Below are 16,004 nucleotides of genomic sequence, written 5' to 3' on the forward strand. Positions count from 1 at the left end.
ATTGCCGGCAGGCTATCAGTTGCCCAAAGCCTTGGACGCCAACCAGAACAACCCGGCCGAGAGGCCTACGGTCGCTGGCAAGGTCAATACCCAGGCCATCAGGATGGTCTTGACGGTGCCACCTTGCAGGCCGCTTTTGTTGGCAACCATGGTGCCCGCCACGCCAGAAGACAGGACGTGGGTGGTGGACACTGGCAGGGCGAAGATGTTGGCGAAACCGATCATGGTGGCCGTGGTGATTTGCGCCGACATGCCCTGGGCATAGGTCATGCCTTGCTTGCCGATCTTTTCACCGATGGTCAGTACCACGCGCTTCCAGCCCACCATGGTGCCCAGGCCCAGGGCCAGTGCGACCGCGAGGATCACCCAGAACGGGGCGTACTCGGTGGTGGCAGTCAGGTCTTTGCGCAGCTTGTCGAGGTCGGATTTCTCACGGGAGTCCAGGCCTGGCAGCTTGCCGACTTTCTTCGCGGTGTCATCCAGGCAGAGCAGGTAGCGACGTACCTCGATGCGGTGGTCGGCCGTCAGCGAGTGGTAGTCCGAGACGCCCTTGAGGGTGCCCAGCAGCGCGTTGATCGTCGGTTCGGTCTGCTGCGGGTTGCAGCGGAACTTGCCCGGCAGGTCATCCTTCACGCTTTTGCCCAGGGCCAGGAACTCACCGAGGGTCTCGTGGTTGCGCTGGTAGAACTGGTTAAGGTGCAGGGTGGCGTCGCGGGTACGTTCGATCTGGTAAGTGGTGCTGCCCAGGTCCAATACGAACTGCGCCGGCACGATACCGATCAGGACCAGCATGATCAGGCCGATGCCTTTCTGGCCATCGTTGGAGCCGTGCACGAAGCTCACAGCCATGGCCGAAATCACCAGGACCAGGCGGTTCCAGAACGGCGGGTGCTTCTTGTCGTCAAGCTTGCGGCGCTGGTCCGGGGTCTTGTGCATCTTCGACAGCGGACGCCACCACTTCAGGCCGATCAGTACCAGAGCGGCGACCAGAAAGCCCGCCATCGGCGAGAACACCAGGGAGGCGCCGATATCCACTGCCTTCTGCCAGTTCACACCGTCAGCCAGGGGGATGTCGTTGATCAACGCGTTGGCCAGGCCGACACCGAGGATCGAGCCGATCAGGGTGTGGGAGCTGGAGGCGGGGATACCGAAGTACCAGGTGCCCAGGTTCCAGGTGATCGCCGCCGCCAACAACGAGAAGACCATTGCCAAGCCGTGGCCGGTGTTCACATTGATCAGCAACTCCACCGGCAGCAAGTGCACGATGGCGTAGGCGACACCGACACCACCGAGCAATACGCCGAGGAAATTGAACACCCCGGAGAAGAACACGGCCAGGTGTGGCGGCATGGCTTTGGTATAGATGACTGTGGCCACCGCGTTAGCGGTGTCATGAAAGCCATTGATGAACTCGAAGGCGAGGACAAAGGCCAGGGCGAGCAACAGGCTCACTAGAACCCAAGCATCCAGTCCGCTGAATAAATCGATCATGAAGGTTTTCTGACCCGGTCGTAAGGGGGCGCGATTATGCCAGAAAACATCAGTAATCGATGCATTAGCTGCTCATCGGTAACAATCTTCCTGGAAAAAAACGCGGCAAGACGCACGCATCCCAGGGTTTTCGGGGCTTTGGCAAGTCTTTGATTTATAAAGCGCAGACCGCAGAAGGCGGGCTTTAGTCATGAAAATGCCATGCCTGAAACATTTGTATGAAATTTCGTGGGTGGCTGTAGGTTGCTGACCAGCGGACGCTAAAGCAGGTGCCCTCTGCCAGTACTTCACCGGCAGAGACAGCACGACCCTTAAGGCTCGAACCGAAGCGCTTATGGCTCCTCGGTCTTGAGCTCCTGCTCGATCTTTTGGATTTCCTGGGCAAATGCCTGGTCCAGCAGGCTGGCGCGTTTACGCCATGGCTTGCGTTCCGGCTCGGGTTGCGCGGCGTAGGTGGTGACTTCCCCGCCGTAGACATCCTTGTAACGTTGCTCCTGGCGCTCAAGTTCCGCGCGCAGTTCATCTTTCGTCACAGTATTACCTAATTGAGTTGAGTTTATTGATTGCGCAGCGTCATGCCTGAAAGTCGTGCTCGGGCGAATCCAAATAGAACAATAAATCGTTCAAGTGGGTAAGTAGGCCTGAGAGCAGTTCTTTTAAGCGAGTACTTGTGTCCGGCCCTGCATACAGCCGGCAACGCCCGGTGAGCTCCACTCCCGATACATACCGGGCTGACCTCTGCACAGGTTGCATTATAGCGGCGCATTTGAATAACACTATCATCATGAAGTTAAAAAGCGTCAACGATGTGTCAGAGGTTTGTTACATGCTGGCGTCGGTATTTGTGAACACCGTCATCATCCTGGCAGGGTAAATGCCCATGCTTTATAGATGCATCAGGCAAATCTGAAACCATGGCCGCGAGATCTGCGTCAGCGCCGGCCAAATTGCGATAATCGCATGGTCGTCCGATAATCGCCCAATGTTGCCAGCGCTGACTTGTGCAGGGCGACCGGCACGGCTTGTAATAGCCGCCAACCCTCCCGTGGTGATAACAAGAGAAGGCCCCTTGAAATGAACGATCAATTGCGCAACTCCTTTGCATCAGTGGCGCCGCCGATCGTGGCTTCACCGGCCAAGCGCATCCAGGCATTCACCGGTGATCCTGATTTCATGACGTCCCTGGCCCGTGGCTTGGCCGTGGTGCAGGCATTCCAGGAGCGCAAGCGTCACCTGACCATCGCCCAGATCAGCCATCGCACGGAAATTCCCCGCGCCGCCGTACGCCGTTGCCTGCATACCTTGATCAAGCTCGGCTACGCCACCACGGATGGGCGCACCTACTCGCTGTTGCCCAAGGTGCTGACCCTCGGTCATGCCTATCTGTCGTCCACACCGCTGGCCGTCTCGGCCCAGCCTTACCTGGACCGCATGAGCGAGCAGCTGCATGAAGCGTGCAACATGGCCACCCTGGAAGGCGACGACATTCTTTATATCGCCCGTTCCGCCACCACCCAGCGGCTGATCTCGGTCGACCTGTCGGTGGGTGGGCGCTTGCCTGCGTATTGCACGTCCATGGGCCGCATTCTGCTGGCTGCCCTCGACGACGCCTCGCTGCAGGACTACCTCGACCATGCCGACCTGCAAACCAAGACCAGCCGCACCCTGACCACGCCGCAAGCGTTATTCGAATGCCTGCAACAGGTGCGTCAGCAGGGCTGGTGCATTGTCGACCAGGAACTGGAACAGGGCCTGCGTTCCATCGCGGTGCCGGTGTATGACGCGTCCGGCCAGGTGTTGGCCGCGCTGAATGTGAGCACCCACGCCGGTCGGGTCAGCCGCAGCGAGTTGGAGCAACGCTTTCTACCGAGCATGCTCAGCGCCAGCCGTGAGCTGAGTGCGCAACTGTTTGCCTAAGCTGTTCGGTGACCGCACAGATCCCGGCTGGCTCGATTGACGGTGTTTCCCTTGGCTTATTAATGTGCGGCAGCGCTCTGAGGAGCTGCCCCCTACAAGAATGACGACCTCAGGTTGTCAGCCCGCCATCGGTGTGGAATAAAAATAATGAATCAGCCTTCTGTCGGTACCACCCTGGACGTACAGTCCTTTATCAACGCCCAGCCACTCTCGCGCTATCAGTGGCGCGTGGTGATCCTGTGTTTCCTGATTGTGTTCCTCGACGGCCTCGACACCGCCGCGATGGGCTTTATCGCACCCGCGCTGTCTCAGGACTGGGGCATTGACCGCGCCAGCCTCGGCCCGGTGATGAGCGCCGCGTTGATCGGCATGGTGTTTGGCGCACTCGGTTCTGGCCCGCTGGCCGACCGCTTTGGCCGCAAAGTCGTGCTGGTGGGCGCGGTGTTGGTGTTTGGTGCGTTCAGCCTGGCGTCGGCCTACAGCACCAATGTCGACCAGTTGCTGGTGCTGCGCTTTCTCACCGGCCTGGGCCTGGGCGCCGGCATGCCGAACGCTACTACCTTGCTGTCTGAATACACCCCCGAGCGGCATAAGTCCTTGTTGGTGACCAGCATGTTCTGTGGCTTCAACCTCGGCATGGCCGGTGGTGGGTTTATTTCGGCCAAGCTGATCCCGGCCTTCGGCTGGCACAGCCTGTTGCTGATCGGCGGCATCCTGCCGTTGATCCTGGCGGTGGTGCTGTTGGTTTGGCTACCGGAGTCTGCCCGCTACCTGGTGGTACGCAATCGCGGCACCGACAAGGTGCGCAAGACCCTGGCCCCTATCGAGCCACACATCGTTGCCCAGGCCACTCACTTCAGCGTACCGGAGCAAAAAACCGTCAAGGCCCGCAATGTGTTCGCGGTGATCTTCTCGGGCACCTACAGCGCTGGCACCTTGCTGTTGTGGCTCACGTACTTCATGGGCCTGGTGATTGTTTACCTGCTGACCAGTTGGCTCCCCACCTTGATGCGCGACAGTGGCGCGAGCATGGAGCAGGCCGCGTTTATCGGTGCGCTGTTCCAGTTTGGCGGGGTCTTGAGCGCGGTGGGCGTGGGCTGGGCGATGGACCGGTTCAACCCGCACAAAGTGATCGGCACTTTCTATCTGCTGGCCGGGGTGTTTGCCTACGCGGTGGGGCAGAGCCTGGGCAACATCACGCTGCTGGCCACCCTGGTGCTGGTCGCCGGGATGTGCGTCAACGGTGCGCAATCGGCGATGCCGTCTCTGGCGGCGCGTTTCTACCCCACCCAGGGCCGTGCCACCGGGGTGTCGTGGATGCTCGGCATCGGCCGCTTCGGCGCGATCCTGGGAGCGTGGATGGGCGCGACCTTGCTGGGCCTGGGCTGGAACTTCGAGCAGGTGCTGACGGCACTGGTGATTCCGGCGGCCTTGGCCACGGCAGCGGTGGTGATCAAGGGCATGGTCAGCCATGCCGATGCGACCTGAGCCCCGGTACAGTTTGAACATGTGGGGGGCAAGCCCCAATGCCAGTCCGTTAAGCGAACGCAATGCTCAAGGCAGCGAAGATAAAATGTGGGAGCTGGCTTGCCTGCGAAAGCGGTCTTGCAGTGACAGATGCAGTGACTGACACACCGCCTTCGCGAGCAAGCCCGCTCCCACAGTTTGATCGCGGGGTGTCAGGTGAGCATGTGTCGGTTATCGGGCCGCCATCGCAGGCAAGCCCGCTCCCACATTGGAAGATTAGCTAGGCAACAATCGGTTCGATAATCGAACACTCAGTCGATTATCGGATTGTTTGGCCCATTTCCCCGGCTTAATCTTCAAGCACTTCGGCGCCACCTCAGCGCCTTTTTCGATCAACACCGGGAGCCCAACCCCATGGCTGAAATCCTCACCCTGCGTGATGCGGTCAAGCGCTTCGTGAACGACGGCGATACCGTCGCCCTCGAAGGCTTCACCCATCTGATCCCTACGGCCGCAGGCCATGAAATCATTCGTCAGGGCAAGAAAGACCTGACGCTGGTGCGCATGACGCCTGACCTGATCTACGACCAGTTGATCGGGGCCGGCTGTGCGCGCAAGTTGATTTTCTCCTGGGGCGGCAACCCGGGCGTGGGTTCCCTGCATCGGCTGCGCGACGCGGTAGAGAAACAATGGCCGCAAGCGCTAGAGATCGAAGAGCACAGCCACGCCGATCTGGCCAATGCCTACGTTGCCGGTGCCTCCGGCCTGCCATTCGCCGTGTTGCGTGCCTACGCCGGTTCCGACTTGCCCAAGGTCAACCCGCTGATCAAGACCGTCACCTGCCCCTTCACGGGTGAAGTGCTGGCGGCGGTGCCATCGGTGCGTCCGGACATCACCGTGATTCACGCGCAGAAAGCCGATCGCAAAGGCAACGTGCTGCTCTGGGGCATTCTCGGGGTGCAAAAGGAAGCGGCCCTGGCGGCCAAGCGCTGCATCGTCACCGTCGAGGAAATCGTCGACGACCTGAATGCGCCGATGAACAGCTGTGTGCTGCCGACCTGGGCGCTGACGGCGGTGTGTCACGTACCCGGTGGTGCCCATCCTTCCTACGCGCACGGCTACAACGAGCGGGATAACCGCTTCTACCAGGCGTGGGACCCGATTGCCCGCGACCGCGGGACCTTTACCGCCTGGATCGACGAATATATCCACGGCACTGCCGACTTCAGTGAATTCCAGGCCAAGCTGGCCGCCGCGCAGGAGGCTAAGTAATGGCTTATTCCACCAATGAAATGATGACCGTCGCCGCCGCACGCCGCCTCAAGAACGGCTCGGTGTGCTTCGTCGGCATCGGCCTGCCATCGAAGGCGGCCAACCTGGCGCGCCTGACGTCCTCACCGGATGTGGTGCTGATCTACGAGTCGGGCCCGATTGGGGCCAAGCCCAGCGTGTTGCCGTTGTCCATCGGTGACGGCGAGTTGGCCGAGACCGCCGACACCGTGGTGCCCACCGGTGAGATCTTTCGCTACTGGCTGCAGGGCGGGCGCATTGATGTGGGTTTTCTCGGCGCGGCTCAGGTCGACCGTTTCGGCAATATCAACACCACCGTGGTCGGTGATTATCACCAACCCAAAGTGCGTTTGCCGGGCGCCGGTGGCGCGCCGGAGATCGCAGGTTCGGCCAAGAGCGTGCTGATCATCCTGAAACAGTCGTCGCGTTCGTTTGTGGACAAACTGGACTTCATCACTTCCGTCGGTCACGGAGAAGGTGGCGACTCACGCAAGCGTCTGGGCCTGCCCGGCGCCGGCCCGGTGGGCATCATTACCGACCTGTGCATCATGGAACCGGAGGAGGGCAGCCATGAATTCGTGGTTACTGCGCTGCACCCCGGCGTGACCCGTGAGCAAGTGATCGCCGCCACCGGCTGGGCAATTCGCTTTGCCGACCAGGTGAGCACCACCGCTGAACCCACCGAGACCGAACTGACCGCCCTGCGTGACCTCGAAGCACGCACCGCCGCCGCCCATGGCCAAGCACCGGGAGAAGCCTGATGCGCGAGGTTTTTATCTGTGATGCCATTCGCACGCCTATCGGCCGTTTTGGCGGTGGCCTGTCCACGGTGCGTGCCGACGACCTGGCGGCACTGCCGATCAAGGCGCTGATCGAGCGTAACCCGTCGGTGGACTGGAGCGCCGTAGACGAAGTCTTCCTCGGCTGCGCCAACCAGGCCGGTGAAGACAACCGCAACGTGGCACGCATGGCGTTGCTGCTGGCGGGGCTGCCGGAGAGTATCCCGGGTGTGACCCTCAACCGCCTGTGTGCCTCGGGCATGGATGCCATCGGCACCGCGTTTCGTGCGATTGCCAGCGGTGAAATGGAGTTGGCGATTGCCGGTGGCGTCGAGTCGATGTCCCGCGCTCCGTTTGTGATGGGTAAGGCCGACGCGGCGTTCTCGCGCAACATGAAGTTGGAAGACACCACCATTGGCTGGCGCTTTATCAACCCGCTGATGAAGGCCCAGTACGGCGTGGATCCCATGCCGCAGACCGCCGATAACGTGGCCGATGACTACCAGGTTTCCCGTTCCGACCAGGACGCTTTCGCCCTGCGTAGCCAGCAACGCACCGCCGCGGCCCAGGCCGCCGGTTTCTTCGCCGAGGAAATCGTTCCGGTGCGGGTCGCCCATAAAAAAGGCGAAACCCTGGTGGAACACGATGAGCATCCACGGGATACCACCCTGGAAGCCCTGGCCAAGCTCAAGCCGGTCAACGGCGCGGACAAGACCGTCACCGCTGGCAATGCCTCGGGCGTCAACGATGGCGCCGCCGCGCTGATCCTCGCCAGTGCCGAGGCCGTCAAGCAACACGGCCTCACCGCCCGCGCCCGTGTGCTGGGCATGGCCAGTGCAGGTGTCGCCCCGCGGGTGATGGGCATCGGCCCGGTGCCGGCGGTACGCAAGCTGGTGGAGCGCCTGGGGTTGGCGGTCACTGACTTTGATGTGATCGAACTTAACGAAGCCTTCGCCAGCCAAGGCCTGGCGGTGCTGCGCGAGCTGGGTATTGCTGACGATGCACCGCAGGTCAACCCGAACGGCGGCGCCATTGCCCTCGGCCACCCCTTGGGGATGAGTGGTGCGCGGTTGGTACTGACGGCCCTGCACCAATTGGAAAAAACCGGCGGCCGCAAAGGCCTGGCGACCATGTGTGTGGGCGTCGGCCAAGGCTTGGCCCTGGCGATTGAACGCGTCTGATCAATAAAAGAGGATTGCTCCATGAGTGACAAGCCCGGTTACCGGCGCCCGCAAGCGGGCACTCAACCTGATTACCTGCACCCGGCCTACCAGTCGACGAACCTGCGTTCGCCGTCCCAGCCTTTGGTGTTCCTGCCCCATTCCTTGTCGGAAATCACCGGCCCGACCATCGGTGCCGAACGTATCAATGAGAAGGACAACGACCTGACAGCCCAGCATGAGGGCGAGCCGCAAGGCGAGCGCATCATCATTCATGGCCGTGTGCTGGACGAAAACGGCCAGCCAGTGCCGGGCATTCTCGTGGAGATCTGGCAGGCCAATGCCGCCGGCCGCTACAACCACAAGCGCGACCTGCACGATGCACCCCTGGACCCGAACTTCACCGGCACCGGGCGCACCGTCACCGACGCCGACGGTTGGTACCAGTTCCAGACCATCAAGCCCGGCGCTTACCCGTGGGGCAACCACCACAACGCCTGGCGCCCGGCGCATATCCACTTTTCGCTGTTTGGCCCCAGCGTGCTGACGCGCTTGGTGACGCAAATGTATTTCCCGGGTGACCCGTTGCTGGAATACGACCCGATCTACAACTGCGTGCCGGATACCAGTGCCAAGCAACGTTTGATCGCTAGCTTCGACCTGGAAAAAACCATTCCTTCCTATGCCCTCGGCTACCGCTGGGACATCGTCCTGCGCGGCCGCGACGCCACGCCGATGGAGAAATGAGATGACACTCAACGCGACCACGTCCCACACCGTCGGGCCGTATTACCACATTGGCCTGACCTGGCTGAACCGTGAAGACCTGACCGTCACCGCCACCCTCGGCGAACGCGTGGCAATCAGCGGCCAAGTGGTGGACGGCAACGGTGATGTCGTCAACGACGCCATGCTGGAAGTCTGGCAGGCCAATGCCGCCGGCAAATATGCTCACCCCGAAGACGAACAGGACAAAGCGCTCGACCCGAACTTCGAAGGCTTCGGCCGCGTGCCGGTGGATGCCGAAGGGCGTTTTCGCTTTACCACCATCAAGCCGGGCAGTGTGCCGGGGCTCAAGGGCACCACCCAGGCGCCGCATTTGGTGGTGCTGGTGTTTGCCCGTGGGTTGGTGAAGCACTTGCTGACGCGAATTTATTTTGACGGTGAGGCCTTGAACGGCGATGACCCGTTGCTGGCGTGTGTGCCGACAGAACGCCGTAGCACTTTGATTGCCCAGACGGATGCGGCAGGGGTTTATCAGTGGAATGTGATTTTGCAGGGGACAGATAAGGAAACGGTGTTCTTCGACTATTGACCGGTCCCTGTAGGAGCGAGCTTGCTCGCGAAAGTCGCCAGCGATAACGCGGTCAGCTTGGATGAACGCGGCGCTCTCAGGTTTTTCGCGAGCAAGCTCGCTCCTACAAGGATGAGACTCAGGCTCCACCTATCCAAAAGTCTGCTTGCGGAACAGGGTTGTTGCAAAGTATGTCTAGGCTATAACCGTTCCCACTGAGTAAAAAAACATGACAACAAAAACCAGCCACTACACCGGAGAAGAACGCAGCAAAAGGATCTTTGCGATTGTCGGTGCGTCCTCCGGCAACCTGGTCGAATGGTTCGACTTCTACGTCTATGCCTTCTGTGCGATTTATTTTGCTCCGGCGTTTTTCCCCTCAGACGACCCCACGGTGCAGTTGCTAAACACCGCCGGTGTGTTTGCCGCCGGGTTCCTGATGCGACCGATCGGTGGCTGGTTGTTTGGCCGGGTGGCCGACAAGCACGGGCGCAAGAACTCGATGATGATCTCGGTGCTGATGATGTGCGGCGGCTCCCTGGTCATCGCCTTCCTGCCCACTTACAACGACATCGGTGCCTGGGCCCCGGCGCTGCTGCTGGTGGCACGGCTGTTCCAAGGCTTGTCGGTGGGCGGCGAATACGGCACCACGGCCACCTACATGAGTGAAGTCGCGCTCAAGGGCCAGCGTGGCTTCTTTGCTTCGTTCCAGTACGTGACCCTGATCGGCGGCCAGTTGCTGGCGGTGCTGGTGGTGGTGATCCTGCAACAGATCCTCACCGAAGAAGAACTGCGCGCCTGGGGCTGGCGCATCCCCTTTGTGATCGGCGCCATTGCCGCCGTGATCTCCCTGCTGCTGCGTCGCACCCTGAAAGAAACCACCAGCAAGGAAATGCGCGAAGACAAGGACGCCGGCAGTATCGTCGCGCTGTTTCGCGACCACGGCAAAGCCTTCATTACGGTGCTGGGCTACACCGCCGGCGGCTCGCTGATTTTCTATACCTTCACCACCTACATGCAGAAGTACCTGGTGAACACCGTCGGCATGCACGCCAAGACCTCGAGCTACATCATGACCGGCGCGCTGTTTCTGTACATGTGCATGCAGCCGTTGTTCGGCATGTTGGCCGACAAGATTGGCCGGCGTAATTCGATGCTCTGGTTTGCTGGCCTTGGCACGCTGTTCACCGTGCCGATCCTGCTGACCTTGAAAACCGTGACCAGCCCGTTTTTGGCGTTTGTGCTGATCACCCTGGCCTTGGCGATTGTCAGCTTCTACACCTCCATCAGCGGCCTGGTCAAAGCGGAGATGTTCCCGCCCCAGGTGCGTGCCTTGGGCGTGGGCCTGGCGTATGCGGTGGCTAACGCGGTGTTTGGCGGTTCGGCAGAAGTGGTTGCGCTGAGCCTCAAATCCATCGGCATGGAAAACACCTTTTATTGGTACGTCACCGCGATGATGGCGGTGGCCTTCCTGTTCAGCTTGCGCCTGCCGAAACAGGCGGCGTACCTGCATCACGATCTGTAAGGGATGAGTTATGACGTTGCGCACGAGCAATCAACTGTTCGACGCTTATTTCACTGCTGACAGCATGGCCGAGGTGTTCTGTGACCAGGGGCGCTTGCAGGGCATGCTGGATTTCGAAGCGGCACTGGCCCGGGCGCAGGCCCGGGTCGGGTTGATTCCCCAGGCCGCCGTCGCACCGATTGCCCAGGCGTGCCTGGCGTCGCTGTATGACGTGGATGCCCTTGGCAGCGCGATTGCCACGGCGGGCAACTCAGCGATTCCATTGGTGAAGGCGTTGGGCAAGTTGATCGCCTGTGAGGACGCCGACGCCGAGCGTTATGTACACCTGGGCGCAACCAGTCAGGATGTGATGGACACCGGCCTGGTGCTGCAACTGCGCCGTGGGGTGGAGTTGATCGAGGCCGACCTGGCTCGCCTGGGGGAGGTGTTGGCCGCCCAGGCTCAGCGTTACGCCACCGTGCCGTTGGCCGGGCGCACCTGGTTGCAGCACGCGACGCCGGTCACCCTGGGGATGAAAATCGCCGGTTGGCTGGGCGCGGTGACGCGCAGTCGCCAGCGCCTGGCCGAATTGAAGCCTCGCTTGTTGGTGCTGCAATTTGGCGGCGCATCGGGCACTTTGGCGGCCCTCGGCGAACACGCCATGCCTGTGGCCGAGGCCTTGGCGGCCGAGTTGGAACTGGGCTTGCCGGAGCAACCCTGGCACACCCAGCGTGACCGCCTGGTGGAATTTGCCAGCCTGCTTGGCCTGATCGCCGGCAGCCTCGGCAAATTGGGCCGCGATATCAGCCTGCTGATGCAGACCGAAGCGGCGGAGGTGTTCGAGCCTTCGGCGCCGGGCAAGGGCGGTTCGTCCACCATGCCGCACAAGCGTAACCCGGTGGGCGCCGCAGTGCTGATCAGCGCGGCCACCCGCGTACCGGGCCTGGTGGCGACGATGTTCAGCGCTATGCCTCAAGAGCACGAACGCAGCCTGGGCTTGTGGCACGCCGAATGGGAAACCTTGCCGCAGATTTGCCGCTTGGTGTCCGGTGCCTTGCACCAGGCGATTCTGGTCAGTGAAGGGCTGGAGGTGAATGCCGAACGCATGGCACAGAACCTCGACCTGACCCAGGGCCTGGTGCTGGCCGAAGCGGTGAGTATCGTGCTCGCCCAACGCTTGGGCCGCGACACTGCGCACCATCTGCTGGAGCAGTGCTGCAAACGTGGGGTCGCCGAGCAGCGCCATTTGCGCGCGGTACTGGCGGATGAGCCGCACGTCACTGCCGAGCTGTCAGCGGCTGAACTGGACCGCCTGCTCGACCCGGCCCACTACCTGGGCCAGGCGTCTACCTGGGTCACGCGTGCGGTGACCGAACATTTCGCTTTGACTGCCTGAGGAGACCGCTGTGGCTTTTGTACAACTCGCCGAGGGCGAACTGCATTACCAACTCGATGGGCCCGCCGACGCACCGGTATTGGTGCTGTCCAATTCCCTGGGTACCGACCTGCATATGTGGGATATCCAGATCCCGGCCTTCACCGAGCATTTTCGTGTGCTGCGATTCGACACCCGTGGCCACGGTCAATCCCTGGTGACCGAGGGGCCCTACAGCATCGAACAACTGGGCGCAGACGTGATCGCACTGCTGGATGCGCTGGATATCCAGAAGGCGCATTTTTGCGGGCTGTCCATGGGCGGCTTGATCGGCCAATGGCTGGGCATTCATGCCGGCGAGCGCCTGCAACGCCTGGTGGTGTGTAATACCGCGGCCAAGATCGGCACGCCCGAGGTGTGGAACCCGCGTATCGAAATGGTCCTGCGTGATGGCGCCGCCGCGATGGTGGCGCTGCGCGATGCGTCCATTGCGCGCTGGTTCACCGCAGATTTCGCCGCTGCCAACCCGCACCAGGCCAAGCAGATCACCGATATGCTCGCGGCCACGTCGCCCGAGGGTTATGCCGCCAACTGCGGCGCCGTGCGCGATGCGGATTTTCGTGAGCAATTGTCCTCGATCAAGGTGCCGACCCTGGTGATTGCCGGCACCGAAGACGCGGTGACGCCCCCAGCCGGCGGCCACTTTATCCAGAGCCATGTGCAGGGCGCCGAGTATGCCGAGTTCTATGCGGCGCACCTGTCCAACGTTCAGGCCGGTGCTGCGTTCAGCGACCGGGTGATTGAATTTTTGCTGGCCCGCTGAGGAGCGATTTGTGGACGAGAAGCAACGTTACGCCGAGGGCCTGCAGGTGCGCCGCGAAGTACTGGGCGATGCCCATGTCGACCGTAGCCTCAATGCCCTCACCGAGTTCAACAGCGAGTTCCAGGAAATGATCACCCGCCACGCCTGGGGTGACATCTGGACCCGCCCCGGCCTGCCTCGGCATACCCGCAGCCTGATCACCATCGCGATGCTGATCGGCATGAACCGCAGTGAAGAACTGAAACTGCACCTGCGTGCTGCCGCCAGCAACGGCGTGACCCGCGCCGAGATCAAGGAAGTGCTGATGCAAAGTGCGATCTATTGCGGGATCCCGGCAGCGAATGCGACGTTTCACCTGGCGGAGTCAGTGTGGGATGAGTTGGGTGTGGAGTCCCGCGAGACCTGAGCTGGAATACAATCTAAATGTGGGAGCGGGCTTGCCCGCGAATGCGGTGGGTCAGCTACACATCTGTTGACTGGCCCACCGCATTCGCGAGCAAGCCCGCTCCCACAGGGGATCTCCACCTGACTCAGGCATTAGTGGGAATCAGCATCCCACAGCCAATTCCACACCCCCGGCAGATGCACCGGCTCGTTTACATCTTTGACCGTACGGGCCAGCGCTGCGAGTTCCAGCGCGGCGTGGTCGGTATAGAACGGCTCGGCAGCGGTCTTCAAGCCGTTGACCCGCGCGCTGTCCATCAGGATCTGCAAGTACTCCTGCATATGCCGCGCGGTGTAGCGGTTGATGTCATGGAAGGTCACCACCACCGGGATCACCCCCTCCACCGTCGGCAGCTCACCCAAGGCAATACGTTCGCGCACCACCGACAATTGTCGATACAGGTTGGCCCGCCGACGCGGGCTGGCGTTAAAGCCCCAGATCTTGCCGTCATTGGCACTCAGGTCCGTCAACAGTACCTGCATGCCGTGGCGCTGGTAGGCGGCGAAGGTGCGCTTGTCGTAGTTCCAGAAGGGCGGGCGTACCAGCACGGGCGGCGTGCCGGTGATGGCGGCAATGTCTGCGGCCCCTTCGGTAAGGGTGTATTCCAGGGTGGCATCGTTCAGCCAGCGATGATTGGTGTGAAACGCCGTGGCGGTGTGGAAGGCCAGTACATGGCCAGCGGCGAATTCACGTTCCATGGTCTTGCGCCCCCGAGAACTGCCGCCTGCGCGAGCGGCTTCGGTCTGCAGGAAGAACACCGCCTTGATCCCCGGCAACACCGGGTTATTGGCCAGGTCGGCCACTACCGAACGGCTCGGGTTGTTGTAGCCCGACGCGCTGGGGCCGTCATCGAAGGTCAGCAGAAAGCGGATCGGCGCCTGGGCCAGCAGGCGTTGTTCGGTCTTTGGCGTCAGGGCGATGGGGGCGCTGATGCAGCCCCCCAGGCTCAAGGCCAGGGCAAACAGTGCGATTGCTGTAGCGAAGGATTTCATGCCGTGCAGGGGCCCGAGTAAAAGGCCGCTGCTGGGGGGATCAGCAGCGGCAGGCGCGCACCATACAGTAAGTCCGGCGCCGGTTCACAGCAGACTTATCGGGTAGCTGACGATCAACCGGTTTTCATCGAATTCGTTGTTGCTGTAGTCGCGTCGCATGCTCGAATTACGCCAGCGCACGGTGAGGTTTTTCAGGCCGCCGCTCTGCACGGTGTAGCCCACTTCACTCTCGCGGCCCCATTCCTTGCCGTCCGTGACGGTGCCGGTGTGTACGTTGCTGCCGCTGATGTAGCGGTTCATCAAGGTCAGGCCCGGTACGCCGAGGGCGGCGAAGTTGTAGTCGTGGCGCACTTGCCAGGACTTTTCCTCGGCGTTGTCGTAGCTGGAGTTGTAGCTGTCGTTGGCCAGGGTGCCGCCGCTGGTGCCATTGACGCGCATCCACGCGCTGTTGCCGGTGAGTTTTTGCAGGCCGACGTAGAAGGTGTTGCCGCCGTACCTGGCCGAGAACAGGCCGGACCAGGTTTTGTTGTCCAGGTCCCCGGCTCGAGCGCTGCCGTCTTCCTTACCGTAAAAGAAGCCCAGGTTGGCGCCCAGCGTCCAGTCGCCCACAGGCTGGCTGTGGATCAGGTTGAGATACTGCTGGCTGTAGATGTCCTTAAGCTGGGCATTCCATACGCCGACTTGGGTGCGTTTGTCGTTGAATGCGTATTCGGCGCCCTGGAAGTTGAAGCGGTCGGAGGTGAAGGCGGTTTTGCCGAACATCGACATGTCGCTCATGCTGCCGTCGTCTCGCGGGCTGTTGGCGCGGAATTGGCCGCCGTAGAGAGTCAGGCCGTCGATTTCCTTCGAGGTGATCTGCCCACCGCGCAGGGTCTGTGGCAGGGAGCGACCATCGTCGGAACGCAGGATCGGCAGCACCGGCATCCATTCGCCCACCTTCAGCTCAGTCTTGGATAAGCGCGCCTTGAATGCCACGCCGAGCCGGCCAAACTCATCGGCTGGCCGACCGTCATGGTCCAGCGGCAGCAACTGCGTGCCGCCCGTGCCACGCCCGCCATCGAGCTTGAGCGAGTACAAGCCCAGCACATCCACACCAAAACCTACGGTGCCTTGGGTAAAGCCGGACTTGGCGTCGAGGATGAAACTCTGCGTCCACTCCTGTGCGCCACCCTGGGCCTTGGTCGGGTTGGTGTAGTTGCGGTTGAAGAAGAAATTACGCAGGTTGAGGTTGGCGCTGGCGTCTTCGAGAAAGCCGTGCTCTTGGGCGAACACGGGCAGGGCAGAACTGGCGACAGCAGCCGCCAGCAACAGCTGGCGCGGTTGGAAAGTGCTCATGGTGTGAACCTGTTGTTATTGGGTTTATGCAGGTGGCGGCCATGGTGCGCGGCGGTGCGGGGGCGATGAAAGTGGGGGAGGGCGGGTTGTGGGCGATGATCGAACGCAAGTTGAAAAGGGTAAAAATACCGG

The 16,004-nt window shown here is 61.6% G+C and carries 15 protein-coding genes; 11 read left to right on the plus strand and 4 right to left on the minus strand.

Going from position 1 to position 16,004, the window contains the following annotated elements; translation table 11 throughout:
• Positions 1–15: 15 nt before the first annotated feature.
• Positions 16–1,491 (minus strand): inorganic phosphate transporter, encoded by a 1,476-nt coding sequence (locus tag ODQ19_RS05230; protein ID WP_003189291.1) that lies wholly within the window; start codon positions 1,489–1,491, stop codon positions 16–18.
• Positions 1,492–1,823: 332 nt separating this feature from the next.
• The gene (locus ODQ19_RS05235; protein WP_003189295.1) at positions 1,824–2,024 is read right to left on the minus strand and encodes a hypothetical protein; all 201 of its coding nucleotides are present in this window, start codon (positions 2,022–2,024) and stop codon (positions 1,824–1,826) included.
• Between the two features lie 541 nt (positions 2,025–2,565).
• Between ODQ19_RS05235 and pcaR the strand changes: the two genes are divergently transcribed.
• The 11 genes from pcaR to pcaC all read left to right on the plus strand — a co-directional run bounded on the left by pcaR (position 2,566) and on the right by pcaC (position 13,506).
• The gene (gene pcaR / locus ODQ19_RS05240; protein ID WP_003189296.1) at positions 2,566–3,408 is read left to right on the plus strand and encodes a pca regulon transcriptional regulator PcaR; all 843 of its coding nucleotides are present in this window, start codon (positions 2,566–2,568) and stop codon (positions 3,406–3,408) included.
• Between the two features lie 147 nt (positions 3,409–3,555).
• The gene (locus ODQ19_RS05245) at positions 3,556–4,896 is read left to right on the plus strand and encodes an MFS transporter (RefSeq protein ID WP_116668159.1); all 1,341 of its coding nucleotides are present in this window, start codon (positions 3,556–3,558) and stop codon (positions 4,894–4,896) included.
• 393 nt (positions 4,897–5,289) lie between these two features.
• Positions 5,290–6,147, plus strand: a complete 858-nt coding sequence (locus ODQ19_RS05250; RefSeq protein ID WP_014717292.1) for a CoA transferase subunit A — start codon at positions 5,290–5,292, stop codon at positions 6,145–6,147.
• A complete protein-coding gene (locus ODQ19_RS05255) occupies positions 6,147–6,926 on the plus strand; it encodes a CoA-transferase subunit beta (protein ID WP_034125965.1) in 780 nt (259 codons plus the stop codon). The genes ODQ19_RS05250 and ODQ19_RS05255 overlap by 1 nt, the downstream gene beginning before the upstream one ends.
• Positions 6,923–8,125 carry a 3-oxoadipyl-CoA thiolase gene (gene pcaF, locus ODQ19_RS05260; protein ID WP_330209631.1) on the plus strand — a complete coding sequence of 401 codons (1,203 nt, stop codon included), beginning with the start codon at positions 6,923–6,925 and terminating at the stop codon, positions 8,123–8,125. Before ODQ19_RS05255 ends, pcaF begins: the two co-directional genes overlap by 4 nt.
• A 21-nt stretch (positions 8,126–8,146) precedes the next feature.
• Positions 8,147–8,851, plus strand: coding sequence for a protocatechuate 3,4-dioxygenase subunit beta (pcaH, locus tag ODQ19_RS05265; protein ID WP_330209486.1), 705 nt, complete (start codon positions 8,147–8,149; stop codon positions 8,849–8,851).
• A gap of 1 nt (position 8,852) precedes the next feature.
• Positions 8,853–9,419, plus strand: coding sequence for a protocatechuate 3,4-dioxygenase subunit alpha (gene pcaG, locus ODQ19_RS05270; RefSeq protein WP_330209487.1), 567 nt, complete (start codon positions 8,853–8,855; stop codon positions 9,417–9,419).
• A 208-nt stretch (positions 9,420–9,627) separates the two neighbouring features.
• Positions 9,628–10,923: an MFS family transporter gene (locus tag ODQ19_RS05280; protein ID WP_032893116.1), complete on the plus strand. Its 1,296-nt coding sequence runs from the start codon at positions 9,628–9,630 to the stop codon at positions 10,921–10,923.
• Between the two features lie 10 nt (positions 10,924–10,933).
• Complete coding sequence (locus tag ODQ19_RS05285; protein ID WP_330209488.1) at positions 10,934–12,298, plus strand: 3-carboxy-cis,cis-muconate cycloisomerase; 1,365 nt, start codon at positions 10,934–10,936, stop codon at positions 12,296–12,298.
• 10 nt (positions 12,299–12,308) lie between these two features.
• A complete protein-coding gene (gene pcaD, locus ODQ19_RS05290; RefSeq protein ID WP_116668162.1) occupies positions 12,309–13,100 on the plus strand; it encodes a 3-oxoadipate enol-lactonase in 792 nt (263 codons plus the stop codon).
• Between the two features lie 10 nt (positions 13,101–13,110).
• Positions 13,111–13,506 (plus strand): 4-carboxymuconolactone decarboxylase, encoded by a 396-nt coding sequence (pcaC, locus tag ODQ19_RS05295; protein WP_044272695.1) that lies wholly within the window; start codon positions 13,111–13,113, stop codon positions 13,504–13,506.
• Between the two features lie 131 nt (positions 13,507–13,637).
• On the opposite strand, the gene ODQ19_RS05300 is transcribed toward pcaC, so the two are convergent.
• Positions 13,638–14,537 carry a polysaccharide deacetylase family protein gene (locus tag ODQ19_RS05300; RefSeq protein WP_330209489.1) on the minus strand — a complete coding sequence of 300 codons (900 nt, stop codon included), beginning with the start codon at positions 14,535–14,537 and terminating at the stop codon, positions 13,638–13,640.
• A gap of 84 nt (positions 14,538–14,621) precedes the next feature.
• The gene (locus ODQ19_RS05305; protein ID WP_330209490.1) at positions 14,622–15,872 is read right to left on the minus strand and encodes an OprD family porin; all 1,251 of its coding nucleotides are present in this window, start codon (positions 15,870–15,872) and stop codon (positions 14,622–14,624) included.
• Positions 15,873–16,004: the final 132 nt, after the last annotated feature.

It is taken from the genome of Pseudomonas sp. AM4(2022) (genome assembly GCF_036346515.1).
Taxonomy (GTDB): Bacteria; Pseudomonadota; Gammaproteobacteria; order Pseudomonadales; family Pseudomonadaceae; genus Aquipseudomonas; species Aquipseudomonas paracarnis.